A 15123-nucleotide genomic window follows, 5' to 3' on the forward strand; every position below is an offset into this window, starting at 1 on the left:
ACCGAAGCCTGACCAGCACGGGGTATAAACAAATTGGCACTGGCTTATCAAGCACCCTGTTGAGTTCTCAAAGAACAACCACACACCGATCGAAACTCCGCATTCGCGGCTTCCGGTCCGGGGCAACCTCCCTAACTTACTCGGAGTGTTTCTCGCAGTCAAACTCGCGTTCCGAGTTCTTCGACGTGATCCAATCCGATCCACGCTGACGCACGCCGTTACCGACGGTCGTTTCTATCGTGGGAAGCGGCAGACCGGCCGATCGCCGCTTCGCGGCCATCCGCCCGGCTCCCTGCCGGCTTTCGAACACTACCCGGTCAGTTCCGCGATTGCAACCCCGTCTTCCGGAGTGCCTCGCACCGCCCGATCCTCAGCATCGCTCGGCGTCCCCGCCACGATCCTGGTGCCCGTTCTCGGCCGGTTCGTCCGGCCTCCCCCGTGCAGAGAGAAAGTTACGCGGACGTCCCCAGGAAGGCAAATCAATGATCGTCACTGCCTGCCCGGACGTGTCTTCCACCGGTGCGGCGTACCGAGAACGCCGCCGACGGGCTCCGGCGTGCCAGAGTGGCAGCCATGGATGAGGCGTTCCGGTCCCCCGCGGTCACCCTCGCCGAAGACGCGCTGCTCGGACTCCTGCTGCCGTTCTGGCAACTGGTGATCGCGGCGGTCGTCCTCGTCGTCGTCGTACTCTCGGTCGGTCGGCTGGCCCGGCGCGGACGGTCCCGGATGACCACCGCTCTGCTGGTGACCGCCGCCGCGATCGTCGGCCTCGCCGTCGTCGGCGTGCTGCTCCAGGGCTGACCGGCCGCCGAGGGCGTGGCACATCGATCCCGCTCGTCCGGCTGCGGACGGACGGCGATCCCAGCGGCGCAGGCGGCGATCCCGGCGGCGCAGGCGGCACGGGCGGCAGTCCCAGCGGCGCGGCCAGCGCCGGCCGGCCGTCCCGGCGGCGCAGGCGGCAGTCCCAGCGGCGCGGCCGGCACGGGCTGGGGCGGGGACGCGGTGCGGCCGGCGGTGCCGGTGCGGTGCGGTCAGGCCAACTGGACGCACCGTTGCTGCTGATCGCGGGGCGGGACCGGGACCGGACGGGTCACGGTGGAGCGCGCGGGCCAGCCCGCGTACCTCGCCGGCGACCTGCGGAAGGCAGGACAGAACAAGCAGTCAGAGCCGGCGGTTCGCCAGGCTCGGCACCTCGGCGCGGATGGTCCGCAACCGGTCCAGATCGAGGTCCACGACGGTCAGGCCGGGGCCGTCCGGCACCTGGCCCAGCACCGTCCCCCACGGGTCGACCACCATGCTGCGTCCGAAACAGGTCCGGCCCGGGTCGTGGTCACCGGTCTGGCCCGCGGCGGCCACGAAGCACTGGTTCTCGATCGCCCGAGCGCGGAGCAGCACCTCCCAGTGGTCCCGGCCGGTGTGCATCATGAACGCGGCCGGGACGACCAGTAGCTGCGCTCCCCCGTCGGTGGCGAGCCGGCGGTAGAGCTCCGGGAAGCGCAGGTCGTAACAGATGGAGAGGCCGACCCGCAGGCCCTCCACGTCGACCACCACCGGCTCCTCCCCGGGGGCCACCGTCGCGGACTCCAGATAGGAGACCCGGCCGGGGATCTCCACGTCGTACAGGTGGATCTTCCGATAGCTGGCGGCGAGCGTGCCGGACCGGTCGAAGACCAGCGAGGTGTTCCAGGTGTGGGTCGGATCCGGGCCGGCCTCGTGGAAGGAACCGGCGACGAGCCAGATGCCCAGCCGGCGGGCCACCCCGGCGAAGAACGTGCCGACGGTGCCGTCCACCCCCTCCGCCGGCGGCATGCCGGCGGCCCGGCCGAGGTAGTCGACGTACTCGGGGAGGACCGCCAGGTCGGCACCCGCCGCCGCAGCCCTGACCAGCAGGGCCTCCGCGGCGGCCAGGTTGGCCGCCCGGTCGTCGCGGGCGTTGAGCTGGCAGACGGCGACGCGCATGGAGATCAGGGTACGGGCGGACGGCCGTCCGGGACCAGGGTCAGCGGTTCGCCGTGCTGTGCTGCTGGCGGCTCGCCGTTGCTGGCCCGCGGTTGCTGGCCCGCCGTTGCGGTGCTGCCGGCGGCCTGTGGTTGCGGTGCTGCCGGCGGCCTGTGGTTGCGGTGCTGCCGGGCGGCGTCGGCCAGCATCGGATCCGGGCGTGGGAAGGCGTTACGCGCCGGAGCACGGCCCCTTGCGGCGGCCGTGCTCCGGGATGCGGTACGGGAGGCCGGTCAGGCCGACTTCTCCTCGCGGTCACGGCGGGCCCGTCGGCCGGTGAACTCGCGGGGCACGATGGTCGGGTTGACGTTCTCCAGGACCACCTCGCGGGTGATCAGCACCCGGGCGGCGTCCGGGTTGCTCGGCACCTCGTACATCGCGGAGAGCAGCACCTCCTCGATGATCGCCCGCAGCCCACGGGCGCCGGTGCCCCGCAGCATGGCCTGGTCGGCGATCGCCTCCAGCGCCGGCTGGTCGAACTCCAGCTCGACCCCGTCCAGCTCGAAGAGGCGCTGGTACTGCCGGACCAGGGCGTTGCGCGGCTCGGTGAGGATGCGCACCAGGGCGCTGCGGTCCAGGCTGCGCACGTTGGTGATCACCGGGAGACGGCCGACGAACTCGGGGATCAGCCCGAACTTGAGCATGTCCTCCGGCATCACCTGGCTGAAGATGTCGTCGGTGGACCGCTCGGAGATCGACCGGAGCCGGGCGCCGAAGCCGGTGCCGCCCTTGCCGGTACGCGACTCGATGATCTGGTCGAGCCCGGCGAAGGCACCACCGCAGATGAACAGCACGTTGGTGGTGTCGATCTGGATGAACTCCTGGTGCGGGTGCTTCCGGCCACCCTGCGGCGGCACGTTGGCGACCGTGCCCTCCAGCATCTTCAGCAGCGCCTGCTGCACACCCTCGCCGGAGACGTCCCGGGTGATCGAGGGATTCTCCGACTTGCGGGCGATCTTGTCGACCTCGTCGATGTAGATGATGCCGGTCTCGGCGCGTTTGATGTCGTAGTCGGCGGCCTGGATGAGCTTGAGGAGGATGTTCTCCACGTCCTCACCGACGTAGCCCGCCTCGGTCAGCGCGGTGGCGTCGGCGATCGCGAAGGGGACGTTCAGCATCCGCGCCAGGGTCTGCGCGAGGTGGGTCTTGCCGCACCCGGTCGGACCGAGCAGCAGGATGTTGGACTTGGCCAGCTCGACCGCGTCGCTGCCGGAGCCCGGCGCGCCGGCCGCCTCGGCCTGGATCCGCTTGTAGTGGTTGTAGACCGCGACCGCGAGCGCCTTCTTGGCCTGGTCCTGGCCCACGACGTAGGTGTCGAGGAACTGGCAGATCTCCATCGGCTTGGGAAGCTCTTCCCACTTCACCTCGCCGGACTCGGCCAACTCCTCTTCGATGATCTCGTTACAGAGATCGATGCACTCGTCGCAGATGTAGACCCCTGGGCCCGCGATGAGCTTCTTGACCTGCTTCTGCGACTTGCCGCAGAACGAGCACTTCAGTAGGTCGCCGCCGTCACCGATCCGTGCCACCTACGTTCTCCCTGCACTCGTCGACCGGAGACCGGCCCTGACCTGCGGGCGCCGGGCGCCCGTCCGTGGTGAATCCGTTCCGCCGGTCCGACCCGGCGCGCGGTACGGACCCGACGTTACCCGCTGGCGGTGGTTTCTCCGACCCCCAAAACGGGTGTGTCAGAGGCCGGCCGGGAACGCAGCGCCCGACCGACCTCCGACCCGACCGTGCTCAGCGAGCCGCGTTGGCGGCCAGCAGGCCCTTCTTGCGGCTGGTCAGGATCGTGTCGACCAGCCCGTACTCCTTGGACTCCTCGGCCGTCATGATCTTGTCGCGGTCGATGTCCTTGCGGACCTGATCGATCGGCCGGTTGCAGTGCCGGGAGAGCATGTCCTCCAGCTGGGTCCGCATCCGCAGGATCTCCCGGGCCTGGATCTCGATGTCCGAGCCCTGCCCGTAGCCGCCCTCGGTGGCCGGCTGGTGGATGATGATCCGCGAGTTGGGCAGCGCCATCCGCTTGCCCGGCGTACCCGCCGACAGCAGCACCGCCGCCGCGCTGGCCGCCTGGCCCAGGCAGACGGTGGAGATGTCCGGACGGACGTACTGCATGGTGTCGTAGATCGCCGTCATGGCGGTGAACGAGCCACCGGGCGAGTTGATGTACATGATGATGTCGCGGTCCGGGTCGGTGCCCTCAAGCGTCAGCAACTGCGCCATCACGTCGTTGGCGGAGGCGTCGTCCACCTGGACGCCGAGGAAGATGATCCGGTCCTCGAAGAGCTTGTTGTAGGGGTTGGACTCCTTGACCCCGTACGACGTGCGCTCGACGAACGACGGCAGGACGTAGCGGTTGTGCACGGCCGCGAACTGGGGCGGCAGGCTCAGGTCGGTCATCGTCAGCTCCTCAGCTCAGGGTCCCGGCGCCATCCGGAACCTGGGCGGCCCCGATGATCACCTTGTCGATGAAGCCGTAGTCCAGGGCCTCCTGGGCGGTGAACCAGCGGTCCCGGTCGGAGTCGGCCTCGATCTGCGCCTGGCTCTGGCCGGTGTGGTGGGCGACCCGCTCCTGGAACATCCGCTTGGTGTAGAGCATCTGCTCGGCCTGGATCGCGATGTCCGACGCGGTGCCACCGAGGCCGCCGGACGGCTGGTGCATCATGATCCGCGCGTGCGGCAGGGCGTACCGCTTGCCCTTGGTGCCCGCGCAGAGCAGGAGCTGACCCATCGAGGCCGCCATGCCCATCGCCACGGTCGACACGTCGTTGTCGATGAACTGCATGGTGTCGTAGATCGCCATGCCGGAGTAGACCGAGCCACCCGGCGAGTTGATCCAGAGGTTGATGTCGCGGTCCGGGTCCTCCGCGGCGAGCAGCAGCAACTGCGCGCAGATGCGGTTGGCGACCTGGTCGGTCACCTCGCTGCCCAGGAAGATGATGCGCTCCTTGAGCAACCGGTTGTAGACCGAGTCGTCGAGGTTGCCAATGGTGTCGCCACCTCGGGCTTCGATCGCCCGGAGCGGCTTCGCTGGGATGTGCATGTCGGTCATGGCAGCCCTTCGCTCTCCGTACCGTCGTACCCGACATTAACCGCTCGACCGGGTGATCGACTCCCGGTCACGACACTGTTCGCTCTCAGCGCAGCCGTCGTCGGGACGTACCCGGAAAAGGGTTTCGGCCGCCGTCCACCGCAACGGGCGGACGGCGGCCTACCGGGTCGGATCAGTGCTCGTGGTCGTGGTCGTGCGCCTGCTCGCCCTCGGCCCGCAGCGCGTCGAGGGTGACCTCGTTGCCGGCGGTGTCCTTGATCTTGATCTTCTCCATCACGGAGGCGAGCGCCTTGCCCCGCCGCACGTCGCCGAAGACGGCGGCGGCCGCGCCGGAGCGCACGAGCTGGTCGTAGTACTGCTGCGGGGCCATCCCGGCGCGCTGCGCCCGGTGGACGATCTCGTGACCGAACTCGTCGTCGGAGACCTGGGTGTCCTCGGCGTCGGCCAGGGTGTCCAGCAGCAACTGGATCTTGACGCCCTCGGTCGCCGCCTCGTTCAGCTCGGCGTCGATCTGCTCCTCGGTCTTCTCCTCGGCGGCGAGGTACTCCTCCATCGAAGCGCCGATCCGCTCCAACTGGTCGACCATCGCCTGCTTGCGGCTCTCGACCTCCTCGCGGACGACACCCTCCGGCGCCGGCACCTCGGCGGCGGCGACCAACTGCTCCAGGGCCTTGTCCCGGGCGGCGTAGATCTGCTCGACCCGCTTGCCCTGGGTGACCCGCTCGCGCAGGTCGTTGCGCAGCTCCTCGATGCTGTCGAACTCGCTGGCCATCTGGGCGAAGTCGTCGTCCAGCTCCGGCAGCTCCTTCTCCTTGACCGTACGCACGGTCACCGCCACCTCGGCGTCGCGGCCGGCGTAGTCGCCGCCCACGAGCTGGGTGGTGAAGGTGGTGCTGTCACCGGCGGCGAGACCCACCACGGCCTCGTCCAGCCCCGGCAGGAGCTGCTTGCTGCCCACCTCGTGCGAGATGTTGCTCGCCGAACCGCCCGGCACGTCCTCGCCGTCGACGGTGGCGTTCAGGTCGATCTGCACGTAGTCACCCTCGGCGGCGGCCCGCTCGACGGTCTTCAGCGTGGCGAACCGCTCCCGCAGGTTCTTGACCTGCTCGTCGATCTCGCTGTCGTCGATCTGGAGCTCGTCCACGGTCACCTCGACGGTGGCCGGGTCGGGCAGGGCGATCTCCGGACGGACGTCGACCTCGGCGGTGAAGTTGAGCGAGTCACCGTCGTTGAACTCGGTGATCTCGACCTCCGGACGGCCGAGGGTCTTCAGGTCGTGCTCGCGGACCGCGGCGAGGATGTTCTGCGGGATGGCCTCCTGCACCGCCTCGTTGAGGACGGTGCCCCGGCCCACCCGCTGGTCGATCACGGCGGTCGGCACCTTGCCCCGGCGGAAGCCGGGAACCTGCACCTGCGAACCGATCTCCCGGTACGCCTTCTTGAGGCTCGGCTCGAGCTCGACGAACGGCACCTCGATGGCGAGCCGCACGCGCGTCGGGCTCAGAGTCTCGACGGTGCTCTTCACAGGCGTACTCCTTGACGGATCTCAGGTTGACTCTGGTCGTGATTGCGCGCATCGAGTGTAGGCGAGCCGGGACGCTGCTCCGGCAGCGCCCGGCGTACCGCGCGGAAATCGGCGTCGCCCCCGGGACGACCCGGCAGCACACGCAGTCGGGGTGGCGGGATTTGAACCCACGGCCCCTCGCTCCCAAAGCGAGTGCGCTACCAAGCTGCGCCACACCCCGTGGCGACGAGAAGTGTATGCCGTCGCGCCCGCTGCGAGGTGCCGGGGGCGGGTGGGCCTGGCGGCTTTTCCCCGATATGGCGCTATCCGGGCGGCGGGATAGCGCCGCATCGCCGACGTGGTGACGATCAGGAAGGAGGGGTGCCCGGAATGCCGCTGCGCGGGCGGTGGGGTGACCGGGTAGGCTGTCGGCGCGTCCCGGGTGTCCGGGGTGCGAGCGCGGGCGTAGCTCAATGGCAGAGCTTCAGTCTTCCAAACTGACGGTGCGAGTTCGATTCTCGTCGCCCGCTCCAAAGCTTCCGGCCCAGATCAACGGCATGATCGCCGGGCCTGGGACGTTCTCGTTCTAGCTCTCTTTGATCTTGCGTGCCATTGGCGTGCCAATAGCGTCGACCGTGCCGTCCGAGGCGGGTCCGCGTGCCGGACGGGCCGCCTTGGTGCCCTTGGCCGTCGTGCGTGCCGCTGGCTTCTCGTCGGCCACGTTCCGCTTCGTCGCCTTGCCCTTGGACGCCTTCGCCGGGGCCTGACTCGCCTTGACCCTGGACGTCTCGCCCTTGCCCTTGCTCGACCTGGCCGGGGCCGCTGCCCGCTTCGCCTGTTTGGTGATCCGGCGGTCAATGCCGTCGGCGATCTCCCGGTCGCGCTCGCTGTTCGCGTGCTGGTAGACCAGCGCGGCCCGCATGCTCGCGTGCCCCATCCGGTGCATCAGGTCCCGGGTGCTGGCCCCGGTCGCCGCCGCCAGGTTGTTGCCGGTGTGCCGCAGGTCGTGGAAGTGGAACCCGGCCGGCATGCCCGCCGCCCGCAGCGCCGACGCCCAGCCGACCGCCCGGCGGAAGTTGCCGGAACGCAGCACCGCCCCCTTGTCCCCGGTGAAGACCAACGCCTCCGGCCCCTCCCCTACGTATGCGGCCAGGTGGTCCGCGAGCACTGTCCGGGCCGCCGCCGGAAGGGTCACCGTACGGTTACCCGCCGCCGACTTCGGCGGACCGAACTCCATCCCGTTGCGCAGTGCGGCCAGCTTGCGCGGGACGCGGACCGTGCCGGCCGTGAGGTCGACGTCCGAGCGCCGCAGCGCCGCCAGCTCGCCCCAGCGCAGACCGGAGAACGCAGCGACGATCACCAGCGCGGCGAACCGGGGTGGCATTCGCCCGGCGAGCGCGAGCACCTGGGCAACGGTCGCCACCGGGCGCTCCGGCGTGTGATAGCGGTCATAGCCCGGGATGCGGCACGGGTTCTGCCGAATCAGCTCGTCTTCCTTCACGGCGGTATTGAGGATCGCCCGCAGCAGTGAGTACGCCTTGACCGCCTGCGGCTCCGTCGTACCGCCGTCGAGCAGGGTACGCCGCCAGGTGCGGATGGTCTGCGGCTTCATCGCGCCCAGGGCCAGCGCGCCGAGGTGGGGGCCGATGTGCAGCCGGAACAGATCCTCGTAGTTCTCCCGGGTGCGCGGTTGGAGCTTCCGCTCGGCGATCCACTTCCGGCCGTACCCGTCGAGCTTGATCTCTCCCGCCTCCGGTGCCGTCCACTCCCCCTTGATGATCTCCGACTCCACCACGGTCAACCACTTGGCCGCCTGGCGCTCACTCTCGAAGGTGCGCGGTGCCTTCCGCTCCAATCCGTCCGGCCCGACGTACCGCGCCTGGTACCGCCCCGACGGGAGGCGACGCACGTTGCCGAAACGCCGCCGGCCCTTGCTGGCCGCCATCAGGCCACCTCCCCCAGGTAGTCACGCAGGTGCGCCCGAGTCATCGGTACGACCCGGTTGCTGTCGATGTAGGCGGCGACGGCCGACGCCTCGAAGCGCACCAGGCGGCCGACCTTGACGAAGGCGATCCGTCGTTCGGCGACCAGCCGGCGGACGAATCGCGGGGTTGCCTTGAGCCGAGCGGCGACCTCGTCAGCGGTCAACAGCTCGTCGTTCATGCGGTTGCTCCTCCCAGGCTTGAGGCCGCGAGCGCGGCGGGTGGATCGGTCGTCGCTGCGGTGGTCGCTGTTCGTATCCGGGCGGTGTCGAGGTCTGCGCGCCATCGGATGCGTGCCGATATCGCGCGCAGGAGTCGGTGTTCCAGCGGTGGGACGTCGGGGTCTTCGGGTCGGGCGAGTTCGAACCGGTATCGCTTCGACCCGTCGGGGTCGTCGGCGGCCTGGTCGTGTTCCTCGGTGTCGGCCATGCCGCCGGCGAGGATCGCTCGTACCCAGGCCCGGTTGTCGGCCCGGTGGTCGGCGAGGGTCTTGCCGGACCATTGGCGGGAGACGAGCACGCGGCGGCCGGTGAAGCCGAGGGTGGAGCGTTGGTGGACCTTCCCGGTGCACCGGCCCGGGGTCAAGCCGGCCTTGACGCCGTCGGGCTGGACGCCATACAGCAGCCAGTTGGCGCAGGTTGGGGAGCACGGCAGCACGGACAGTTCCGCGTGCAGGCGGTCGAAGTGTGCCTTCTGCGGGTCGGATCGTGGCTTGGCCTGGTCGGTCAGGTCTTTGGTGACGTACTTCGTCACGTAGCGGATCGATCGTTCGGCGTCGCGGGTGCCCTGCTCGATACCCCGGGCGTCGATCCGGCCGAGGCGGGCGACGTAGGCGGGTCGGCTGTCGGGTTCCTCCAGGGCGTCGAGCGCTTCGCCCCAGGTGGGTAGCGGCTGGTGGGTCTTGGGGTCGACGTACGCCTGTTGGTCGACGTCCCACACCGGTGGCTTGTCGACGCGGTACACCAGCTCATCGAAGGACGGCCACCACACTTGGTGGTATGTAGCTGCGGCGATCTGCTTGAGCAGCCGGCGCGGGAGGGTGCCCCGGATGGCGAAGTGCGCGTGTGGGGCGAGTCGACGTTGCAGCTCCACCGCGCCCGCGTACTGGACGTTCCAGCCGGCGGCGCGGCGGACGTTCTGCCACCACCGGTCGAGGATTCGGGCGAAGTGGATCGAGTCCAGGGCCGCCCGCCGGTAGTCGTAGGTGGTCGGATCGACAGGGGTGCTGAGGACGTCGTCGTGCGGGCCGTGTCGTTGCCCGCACTCGCAGGGCGCGACGTAGGCCCCGCGTCGTAGGTGGGAGTGCACGGGTCCGTGCGAGCCCAGGGTGAGCGTGATGAGCATCGACGGCCGGTAGGTCTTCCCGGCTTTGCCGGAGTAGGCCCGGCCGACGGTGCGCGGGTCGACGGGCAGCCGGGGCAGGTCCGGGGAGTCCTGCCGCCGCCGGGTCGACCTTTTGCGGCGGGGTCGTTCGTCGCGGTCTTTCGGGGTGAGGTGTCCGCGCAGGCTGGTTTCGCCGAGGGCTTCGTCCAGTTCGGCGATGGCGGCGTCGAGCTCGGCCAGGTGTGTGGCCCGCTCGTCGGGGGTGAGGGGTTGGTACTGGATGGCTTCGCGCTCGAACTCCAGATGCGCCCTTACCCGGACCAGGGCGAGCACGTCCTCACCCGGCTTGTCGGGGCGGATGGTGGGTTCGTCGGCGAGGTGCCAGCCCTCGCGGATCTGTTGGATGCGCAGCCGCCGGCCCCGTTCCGCGCACGGCTTGCACTTCGCTGCCAGGGTCGCCCCGCACGGCACCTCCACCACTTCGGTGAGGCCGGTGGTGGTGTCGGTGCGGCGCAGCGCCAGGGGGCGGACGCAGACGCCGTGTTGTTCGGCGAGTTGCTTGAGCGCGTCTTTGGCGAGGGGTTTGCGCATCCGGTCCGCCCGCGACCCCGGCCGAGGCTGCTCGACCTTGGTCGGGGTCGTGGTGGGGAAGAGTTCCTGTTGGTTCACCGGTCACGCTCCGCGCCGTTGGCACCGTTGCGGGGTGCGAACGCCGCCGCTGGCACCGGCACGAGCCCCGGTCGCTGCACTGCCATCGGTCGGGCTGGTTCGACGGTCGCCGCCTGGTCGACGTCGACCAGGCGCAGGGACGGCCGCTCGTCGGTCTGGTCGTCGTCGGGCGACCACACGCCCCAGTCGGAGCTATCGGCCGCCATGTCGCCGGCCGCCGGCACCGAGGCGGCAGGGGTGGGGGTGGTGGAGAAGACGAGCTTAGACAGCCCCAGGAACGCCAGGGCGGGGACGGCGGACAGCAGCCACCCGGACAGGCTCGGATGAGCTACGGCCAGTTGCGCCGCCAGGGACAGCGCGACGGCGCAGACGAGCAGGAACAGCGGGTAGCCGACCGGGCCGCCGGTGCGGCGGCGACGGCGGATGGTCAGCAGCGCCGCCAGGGGGAGCAGTTCGGAGATGGCGGCGTTGGCCCAGCCGAACCAGTCCCCGGTACCGGCCGGCGAGTTGGCCATGGTCCAGTCGTGGACGTGGGTGAACGACGCGGCCCCGGCCAGGCCGCCGACGGTGAGGACGATGAGGACCAGGACCACGCCCTCCACCCGCTCGGTGTCAGCCTTCACGGGGTCACCTCCTGCTCGTCGCTGTCGCTGGTGGCGTCAAGCCGTCGGTAGGTGCGGCCGAGATGGCGGATGTCGTCGTCGGTGAGGTAGGCGAAGCGGACCCGGACGGGTTCGCGGACTCCGTCGAGGACGACGAACCCCACCCCCGGCGAGGACTCTGGTATGCGGTCGCAGAGGGCGCCCCGGTCGCGGGCGGCATCGCCGAGGACCATGTCCACCTGCTCGGGTTCGGTCAGGCGTAGGCCGATGCGGGTGGGGAACAGGTCGCGGAACGGGAGTACGTCCTTGCGCGGGTCTTGGAGTGCGGCGACCACGTGCACGCCGACCGCCCGGCCCTGGGAGAGCAGGAGGCCGAGGGATTCCTTGATCCGGTCGCGGACCTTCCGGTCCGTGATGTACGCCGTCAACGCCGCCAGCTCGTCGACGACCAGGACGAGCAACGGTTCCTCCACCGTCGGCACATGTTGGCGGGTGACCCCGCGTAGTCGGGCCGCCCGTAGCCGCATCCGCTTCACCGCGTCGTCGAGGACGCCGGCCATGCTGTCGGGGTCGTCGTAGGCGAACCGGGCGAACAGCGGCACCCCCGCCGCCAACTCCATGCCGCCCTTCGGGTCGAACGCCCACACCTCGACAAGGCCCGACCGGATACCGCCGGCCAGGGACCGGATCAGCGACCACAGCACCGATCCCTTGCCCGACCCGGTCGCCCCCGCGATCAGCACATGCGACCCCGTCAGACGCAGCCGGTACGGGTGGCCGTCCTCGTCGACGCCGAGGGCGAGCCCGTCCAGGACGGGCACCTCGGGCACGGGCAGAGGGGCGACGACACCGGCGAGGGGGTCACGGCGGACGAACCGCAGCACCACCCGATCCGCCCGCACCGCCGACCGCGCCTGCCCGGTGCGCAGGCGGAAGGCGTAGGCGAGGCGTTCCGCGGCCTGCCCCCAGTCGTCCGGGATCTGACCGGGCAGCATCCGTACCGTCAGCTCATCGCCGAACCGATCACACCGCACCTTGAGCAGGTGCGGGACGTAGCGGTCCCCGGCGAACGCGGTCGCCAGCCCACACGTCGCCATCACCGACGCCCACCGCCGCCGGTAGACGAACAGAAGCCGGAACCGGGCGACGATCGGGTACCAGCCGAACCGCAGCCACGACGACGGATGCCACCGCCACCACGCCCCGCAACCGGCGGCCACCGCCAGGACGACGCCGGCCAGGACGAGGCCGCCGAACTCCGCCCGCACCCACAGGACGAGCGCGGCCGGGGCAGTCAGCCACCAGTAGCGGACGGCGAGGACGGTGAGGCGGAACAGGCCCCGGGCCAGCCACCAGAACACCAGCAGCCAACCCGGCACCCGCCACGCCGGCAGACGCACGTTCATCGGCGCTACCGGGATCTTCTCCGCCGGGATGATGTTGATCAGAGGCACAGGTCACCACCCCGCCCCGGACGACCCAACGTCGCGATGCACGACCGGCACGACATCCGCCGCAGATCGAACCGACGCGGCTTCACCCACCGGCAGCAGTACGGGCAACGGATCGCACAAACCCGCGCCGAGGCCGGCGGTAACCGCAACGCCGACCGTAGGACGGCCTCCGCCTCCCGGTAGGCGTGTCGTAGACCGACCAGACGAGTACGGGACATCAGGACCACCGCCCGCACAGGCGGCGACCCTGCGAGGGGATCAGGGCAGGGGGAACTACGGTGGGCATCACGCCCTCCTTCACCAGATGAGGGATGGGAGAGCGCGGGACGGGTCGGGACTCTTGGCGGGGAAACGACCCGCCCCGCGCGCACAATCAGGTGCGGTCAGGCCGCCACCGAACCCGGCACCGCCGACGCCGGACGGATCGCCGTCGCCCGCAGCGAGTACGCCATCCGCGACCGGCAGTCACCCGACGACCGACCCGGCTTGCACCGCTGCGAATCCACGTACGGGGTCAAGGTCAGACCCTCGAACTCCACGGCCGGCGGGTAACCCGGCACCGTCGACGGCGGCGGCACCGGCTGCTGCGCCGCCACCACCTTCACCTTCGCCTCCGTCGACCGGCCGAACTTCCCGGCCTCCGGGTCCAGGTCCATCACCCGCACCACCCAGACCCGCTCCCCGGTCTCCTTGTCCCGCGCCTGGTTGTCCGCCTCACCCCGCCGCTCGAAATCGAGCTGCGGCGACACCCCGAGGCACAGCGCACCGGCGGGGAACACGTACTCGGACGGGACCGGCACCTTCAACGTCATCGGAACCACGCGAACAGCCTCCTAGCCTTACCAGTCGTCTTCCTGACAACCGGTTGATCTAACAAGCTACGTCAGCTTGTAAGCACAAGCAAGGCGAAAGTGAGCCGTTCGCACGATGTGGAGAGTTGTTGTCAGCCGGCACGGGCATGACCGCCGAGGCGAGACGCGCTCTAGCCTGGCGGGGTGAGCAGCGAGGCAGACTTATCCACACCGATGACCCGGCTGCTGGAGCACCGGAAGCTGAGCCCGCTCGACCTCGCCAGAAGAACCGGCGTCGGGGCACAGGAGGTCCGCGCGTTTCTCAACGGTGCGACGCCGAACCCAGTGCTGCTGCGGCAGTTGGCGTCGACAGTCGACCTGCACGCCGCAGACCTGCTCGTGATCGCCGCACTTCCGGTACCGGACGAGCTGGCCCCACTGGACGCGGCAGCCGGCAGACTCGCCGCCACACTCGTCGGGCACACGATTCGGCTACCGGCGTTGCACCGGCACCAGCTTCGCCAGGCGGTACGCGCACTGCCCCAGGAAACCCGTACTCAGTCGGTCCCGCCATTGTCCCCGCGCGAGCAGTACCCACCAGGACCAGGCGGACTGATCCTCCACATGCTCCGCAATCGGAACCTGGACTGGATCGGCGCGGCCAAGTGCCTAGCGCGACTGACTCCCCACTACCTGGCCGCATCCACGCTCGGGATGATCGGCCACGGCCGCAAGGAACTGACATCCGACCTGCTGGTCAGCTTCGCTACCTTGCTGGCGGTACCCGCCGACGACCTCGCCGCCCTGACCGGCATCGCCATACCGCACGGACAAACCTCGATCAACGCGGCCGCTTCGGATGCCGCCCGGTTGATCTGGGACATCCGCCGGCTGACCGTTGACCAGACGCAACAGATCCTCGACGAGGCGGCATCCATGCTGGCTGCACAGGAGGCCCCTCAAGACAGCGCGTAGGTGTCTTCGATCTCGTGACGGCTGCCCGGCATGACCAGCACAGATGCCATGATCGGGTCGCCGGACGCCTGGTGGACGGTGATGACGACGCTCAGCACCGATTCGTCGGCCGGTACGTCCAGGGCCGCCGCTTCGGCTTCGTTGACCCGGCGGGCGGTCATGCGTTCGGTGGCGTAGTCGGCGCGGAGGCCCTTGTGTCGGGCGATGAGGTCGAGCAGGCCGCCCGGGATCGGGTCTGGCTTGGTGATGTCCGTACCCACCGCGATGTCCACCGGCACGAAGGTGGACACCAGGTCCACCGGCCCCGCCTCCGACACGGTCCGACGACGCCGCTCGTAGACCGGTGTGCCGTCGGGGATCTGCAACTCCGCCGCGATACGCGGTGAGGCCAGGACCGGGCCGACGTGCAGGATCTCCGTCTCCCCCGTCTCGTCCAGCTCGACGGCATCCCGGGCGTAGTCCGGCGAGGTACGGCCGGAAACGGGACGACCGCGCACGAAGCTGCCCTTGCCCTGCTGCGACTCGATCCAGCCATCCTGCTTGAGGATGCCGAGCGCCTTGAGCACTGTCGGACGGGACACCCCGAACTCCGTGGAGAGCTGATTCTCCGACGGCAGCGCCGCACCGGGGACGTAGTCGCCGTCCTCGATGCGCTTCCGCAACGTGTTCAACACGCGCAGGTACTTCGGCGTCGGAATCTCGTACGCCATCGCGGGCCACCCCACCTATGAATACTGCATGAATCACAGCAGCTTATGAGTTGTTTGCAT

14 protein-coding genes and 2 tRNA genes are annotated in these 15123 nt (G+C 69.7%); 3 read left to right on the top strand and 13 right to left on the bottom strand.

All coding sequences use genetic code 11. The features are described from left to right. The first annotated feature begins 573 nt into the window (after nt 1-573). Nucleotides 574-801 carry a hypothetical protein gene (locus ACIQG9_RS28470; protein ID WP_400408179.1) on the top strand — a complete coding sequence of 76 codons (228 nt, stop codon included), beginning with the start codon at nt 574-576 and terminating at the stop codon, nt 799-801. Nucleotides 802-1161: 360 nt separating this feature from the next. On the opposite strand, the gene ACIQG9_RS28475 is transcribed toward ACIQG9_RS28470, so the two are convergent. The 6 genes from ACIQG9_RS28475 to ACIQG9_RS28500 form a co-directional block, all read right to left on the bottom strand. Beyond that, entirely contained in the window at nt 1162-1959 is a 798-nt protein-coding gene (locus ACIQG9_RS28475) for a carbon-nitrogen hydrolase family protein (RefSeq protein ID WP_400408180.1), read from the bottom strand. A gap of 272 nt (nt 1960-2231) precedes the next feature. After that, entirely contained in the window at nt 2232-3527 is a 1296-nt protein-coding gene (gene clpX, locus ACIQG9_RS28480) for an ATP-dependent Clp protease ATP-binding subunit ClpX (protein ID WP_400408181.1), read from the bottom strand. 211 nt (nt 3528-3738) lie between these two features. Further along, the gene (locus ACIQG9_RS28485; RefSeq protein ID WP_400408183.1) at nt 3739-4401 is read right to left on the bottom strand and encodes an ATP-dependent Clp protease proteolytic subunit; all 663 of its coding nucleotides are present in this window, start codon (nt 4399-4401) and stop codon (nt 3739-3741) included. Between the two features lie 10 nt (nt 4402-4411). Beyond that, nucleotides 4412-5053 (bottom strand): ATP-dependent Clp protease proteolytic subunit, encoded by a 642-nt coding sequence (locus tag ACIQG9_RS28490; RefSeq protein ID WP_400408185.1) that lies wholly within the window; start codon nt 5051-5053, stop codon nt 4412-4414. A 172-nt stretch (nt 5054-5225) separates the two neighbouring features. Then, a complete protein-coding gene (tig, locus tag ACIQG9_RS28495) occupies nt 5226-6578 on the bottom strand; it encodes a trigger factor (RefSeq protein ID WP_400408187.1) in 1353 nt (450 codons plus the stop codon). 146 nt (nt 6579-6724) lie between these two features. Next, nucleotides 6725-6798: transfer RNA gene (locus tag ACIQG9_RS28500), tRNA-Pro, on the bottom strand. Between the two features lie 218 nt (nt 6799-7016). On the opposite strand from ACIQG9_RS28500, the gene ACIQG9_RS28505 reads away from it, so the two are divergent. Beyond that, nucleotides 7017-7090, top strand: a tRNA-Gly gene (locus ACIQG9_RS28505). A gap of 53 nt (nt 7091-7143) precedes the next feature. Here the strand turns inward: ACIQG9_RS28505 and ACIQG9_RS28510 are convergent. From ACIQG9_RS28510 to ACIQG9_RS28535, 6 genes are all read right to left on the bottom strand, one after another. Further along, complete coding sequence (locus ACIQG9_RS28510) at nt 7144-8502, bottom strand: tyrosine-type recombinase/integrase (protein WP_400408189.1); 1359 nt, start codon at nt 8500-8502, stop codon at nt 7144-7146. Continuing rightward, nucleotides 8502-8720 carry a helix-turn-helix domain-containing protein gene (locus ACIQG9_RS28515; RefSeq protein ID WP_018831717.1) on the bottom strand — a complete coding sequence of 73 codons (219 nt, stop codon included), beginning with the start codon at nt 8718-8720 and terminating at the stop codon, nt 8502-8504. Before ACIQG9_RS28515 ends, ACIQG9_RS28510 begins: the two co-directional genes overlap by 1 nt. Next, the gene (locus tag ACIQG9_RS28520) at nt 8717-10531 is read right to left on the bottom strand and encodes a replication initiator (protein WP_400408191.1); all 1815 of its coding nucleotides are present in this window, start codon (nt 10529-10531) and stop codon (nt 8717-8719) included. The genes ACIQG9_RS28515 and ACIQG9_RS28520 overlap by 4 nt, the downstream gene beginning before the upstream one ends. Continuing rightward, nucleotides 10528-11154, bottom strand: a complete 627-nt coding sequence (locus ACIQG9_RS28525) for a DUF2637 domain-containing protein (RefSeq protein WP_400408192.1) — start codon at nt 11152-11154, stop codon at nt 10528-10530. The genes ACIQG9_RS28520 and ACIQG9_RS28525 overlap by 4 nt, the downstream gene beginning before the upstream one ends. After that, nucleotides 11151-12587, bottom strand: a complete 1437-nt coding sequence (locus ACIQG9_RS28530; RefSeq protein ID WP_400408193.1) for an FtsK/SpoIIIE domain-containing protein — start codon at nt 12585-12587, stop codon at nt 11151-11153. Before ACIQG9_RS28530 ends, ACIQG9_RS28525 begins: the two co-directional genes overlap by 4 nt. Before the next feature lie 383 nt (nt 12588-12970). Next, nucleotides 12971-13399, bottom strand: a complete 429-nt coding sequence (locus ACIQG9_RS28535) for a hypothetical protein (protein WP_400408195.1) — start codon at nt 13397-13399, stop codon at nt 12971-12973. 183 nt (nt 13400-13582) lie between these two features. Here ACIQG9_RS28535 and ACIQG9_RS28540 point away from each other — a divergent pair, with 183 nt between their 5' ends. Continuing rightward, complete coding sequence (locus ACIQG9_RS28540) at nt 13583-14353, top strand: helix-turn-helix domain-containing protein (RefSeq protein ID WP_400408196.1); 771 nt, start codon at nt 13583-13585, stop codon at nt 14351-14353. On the opposite strand, the gene ACIQG9_RS28545 is transcribed toward ACIQG9_RS28540, so the two are convergent. Next, a complete protein-coding gene (locus ACIQG9_RS28545) occupies nt 14338-15063 on the bottom strand; it encodes a GntR family transcriptional regulator (RefSeq protein ID WP_400408197.1) in 726 nt (241 codons plus the stop codon). The genes ACIQG9_RS28540 and ACIQG9_RS28545 overlap by 16 nt on opposite strands. Nucleotides 15064-15123 lie beyond the last annotated feature (60 nt).

Origin of the sequence: Micromonospora sp. NPDC092111, from assembly GCF_044755745.1 — a bacterium.
Lineage (GTDB): Bacteria > Actinomycetota > Actinomycetes > Mycobacteriales > Micromonosporaceae > Micromonospora.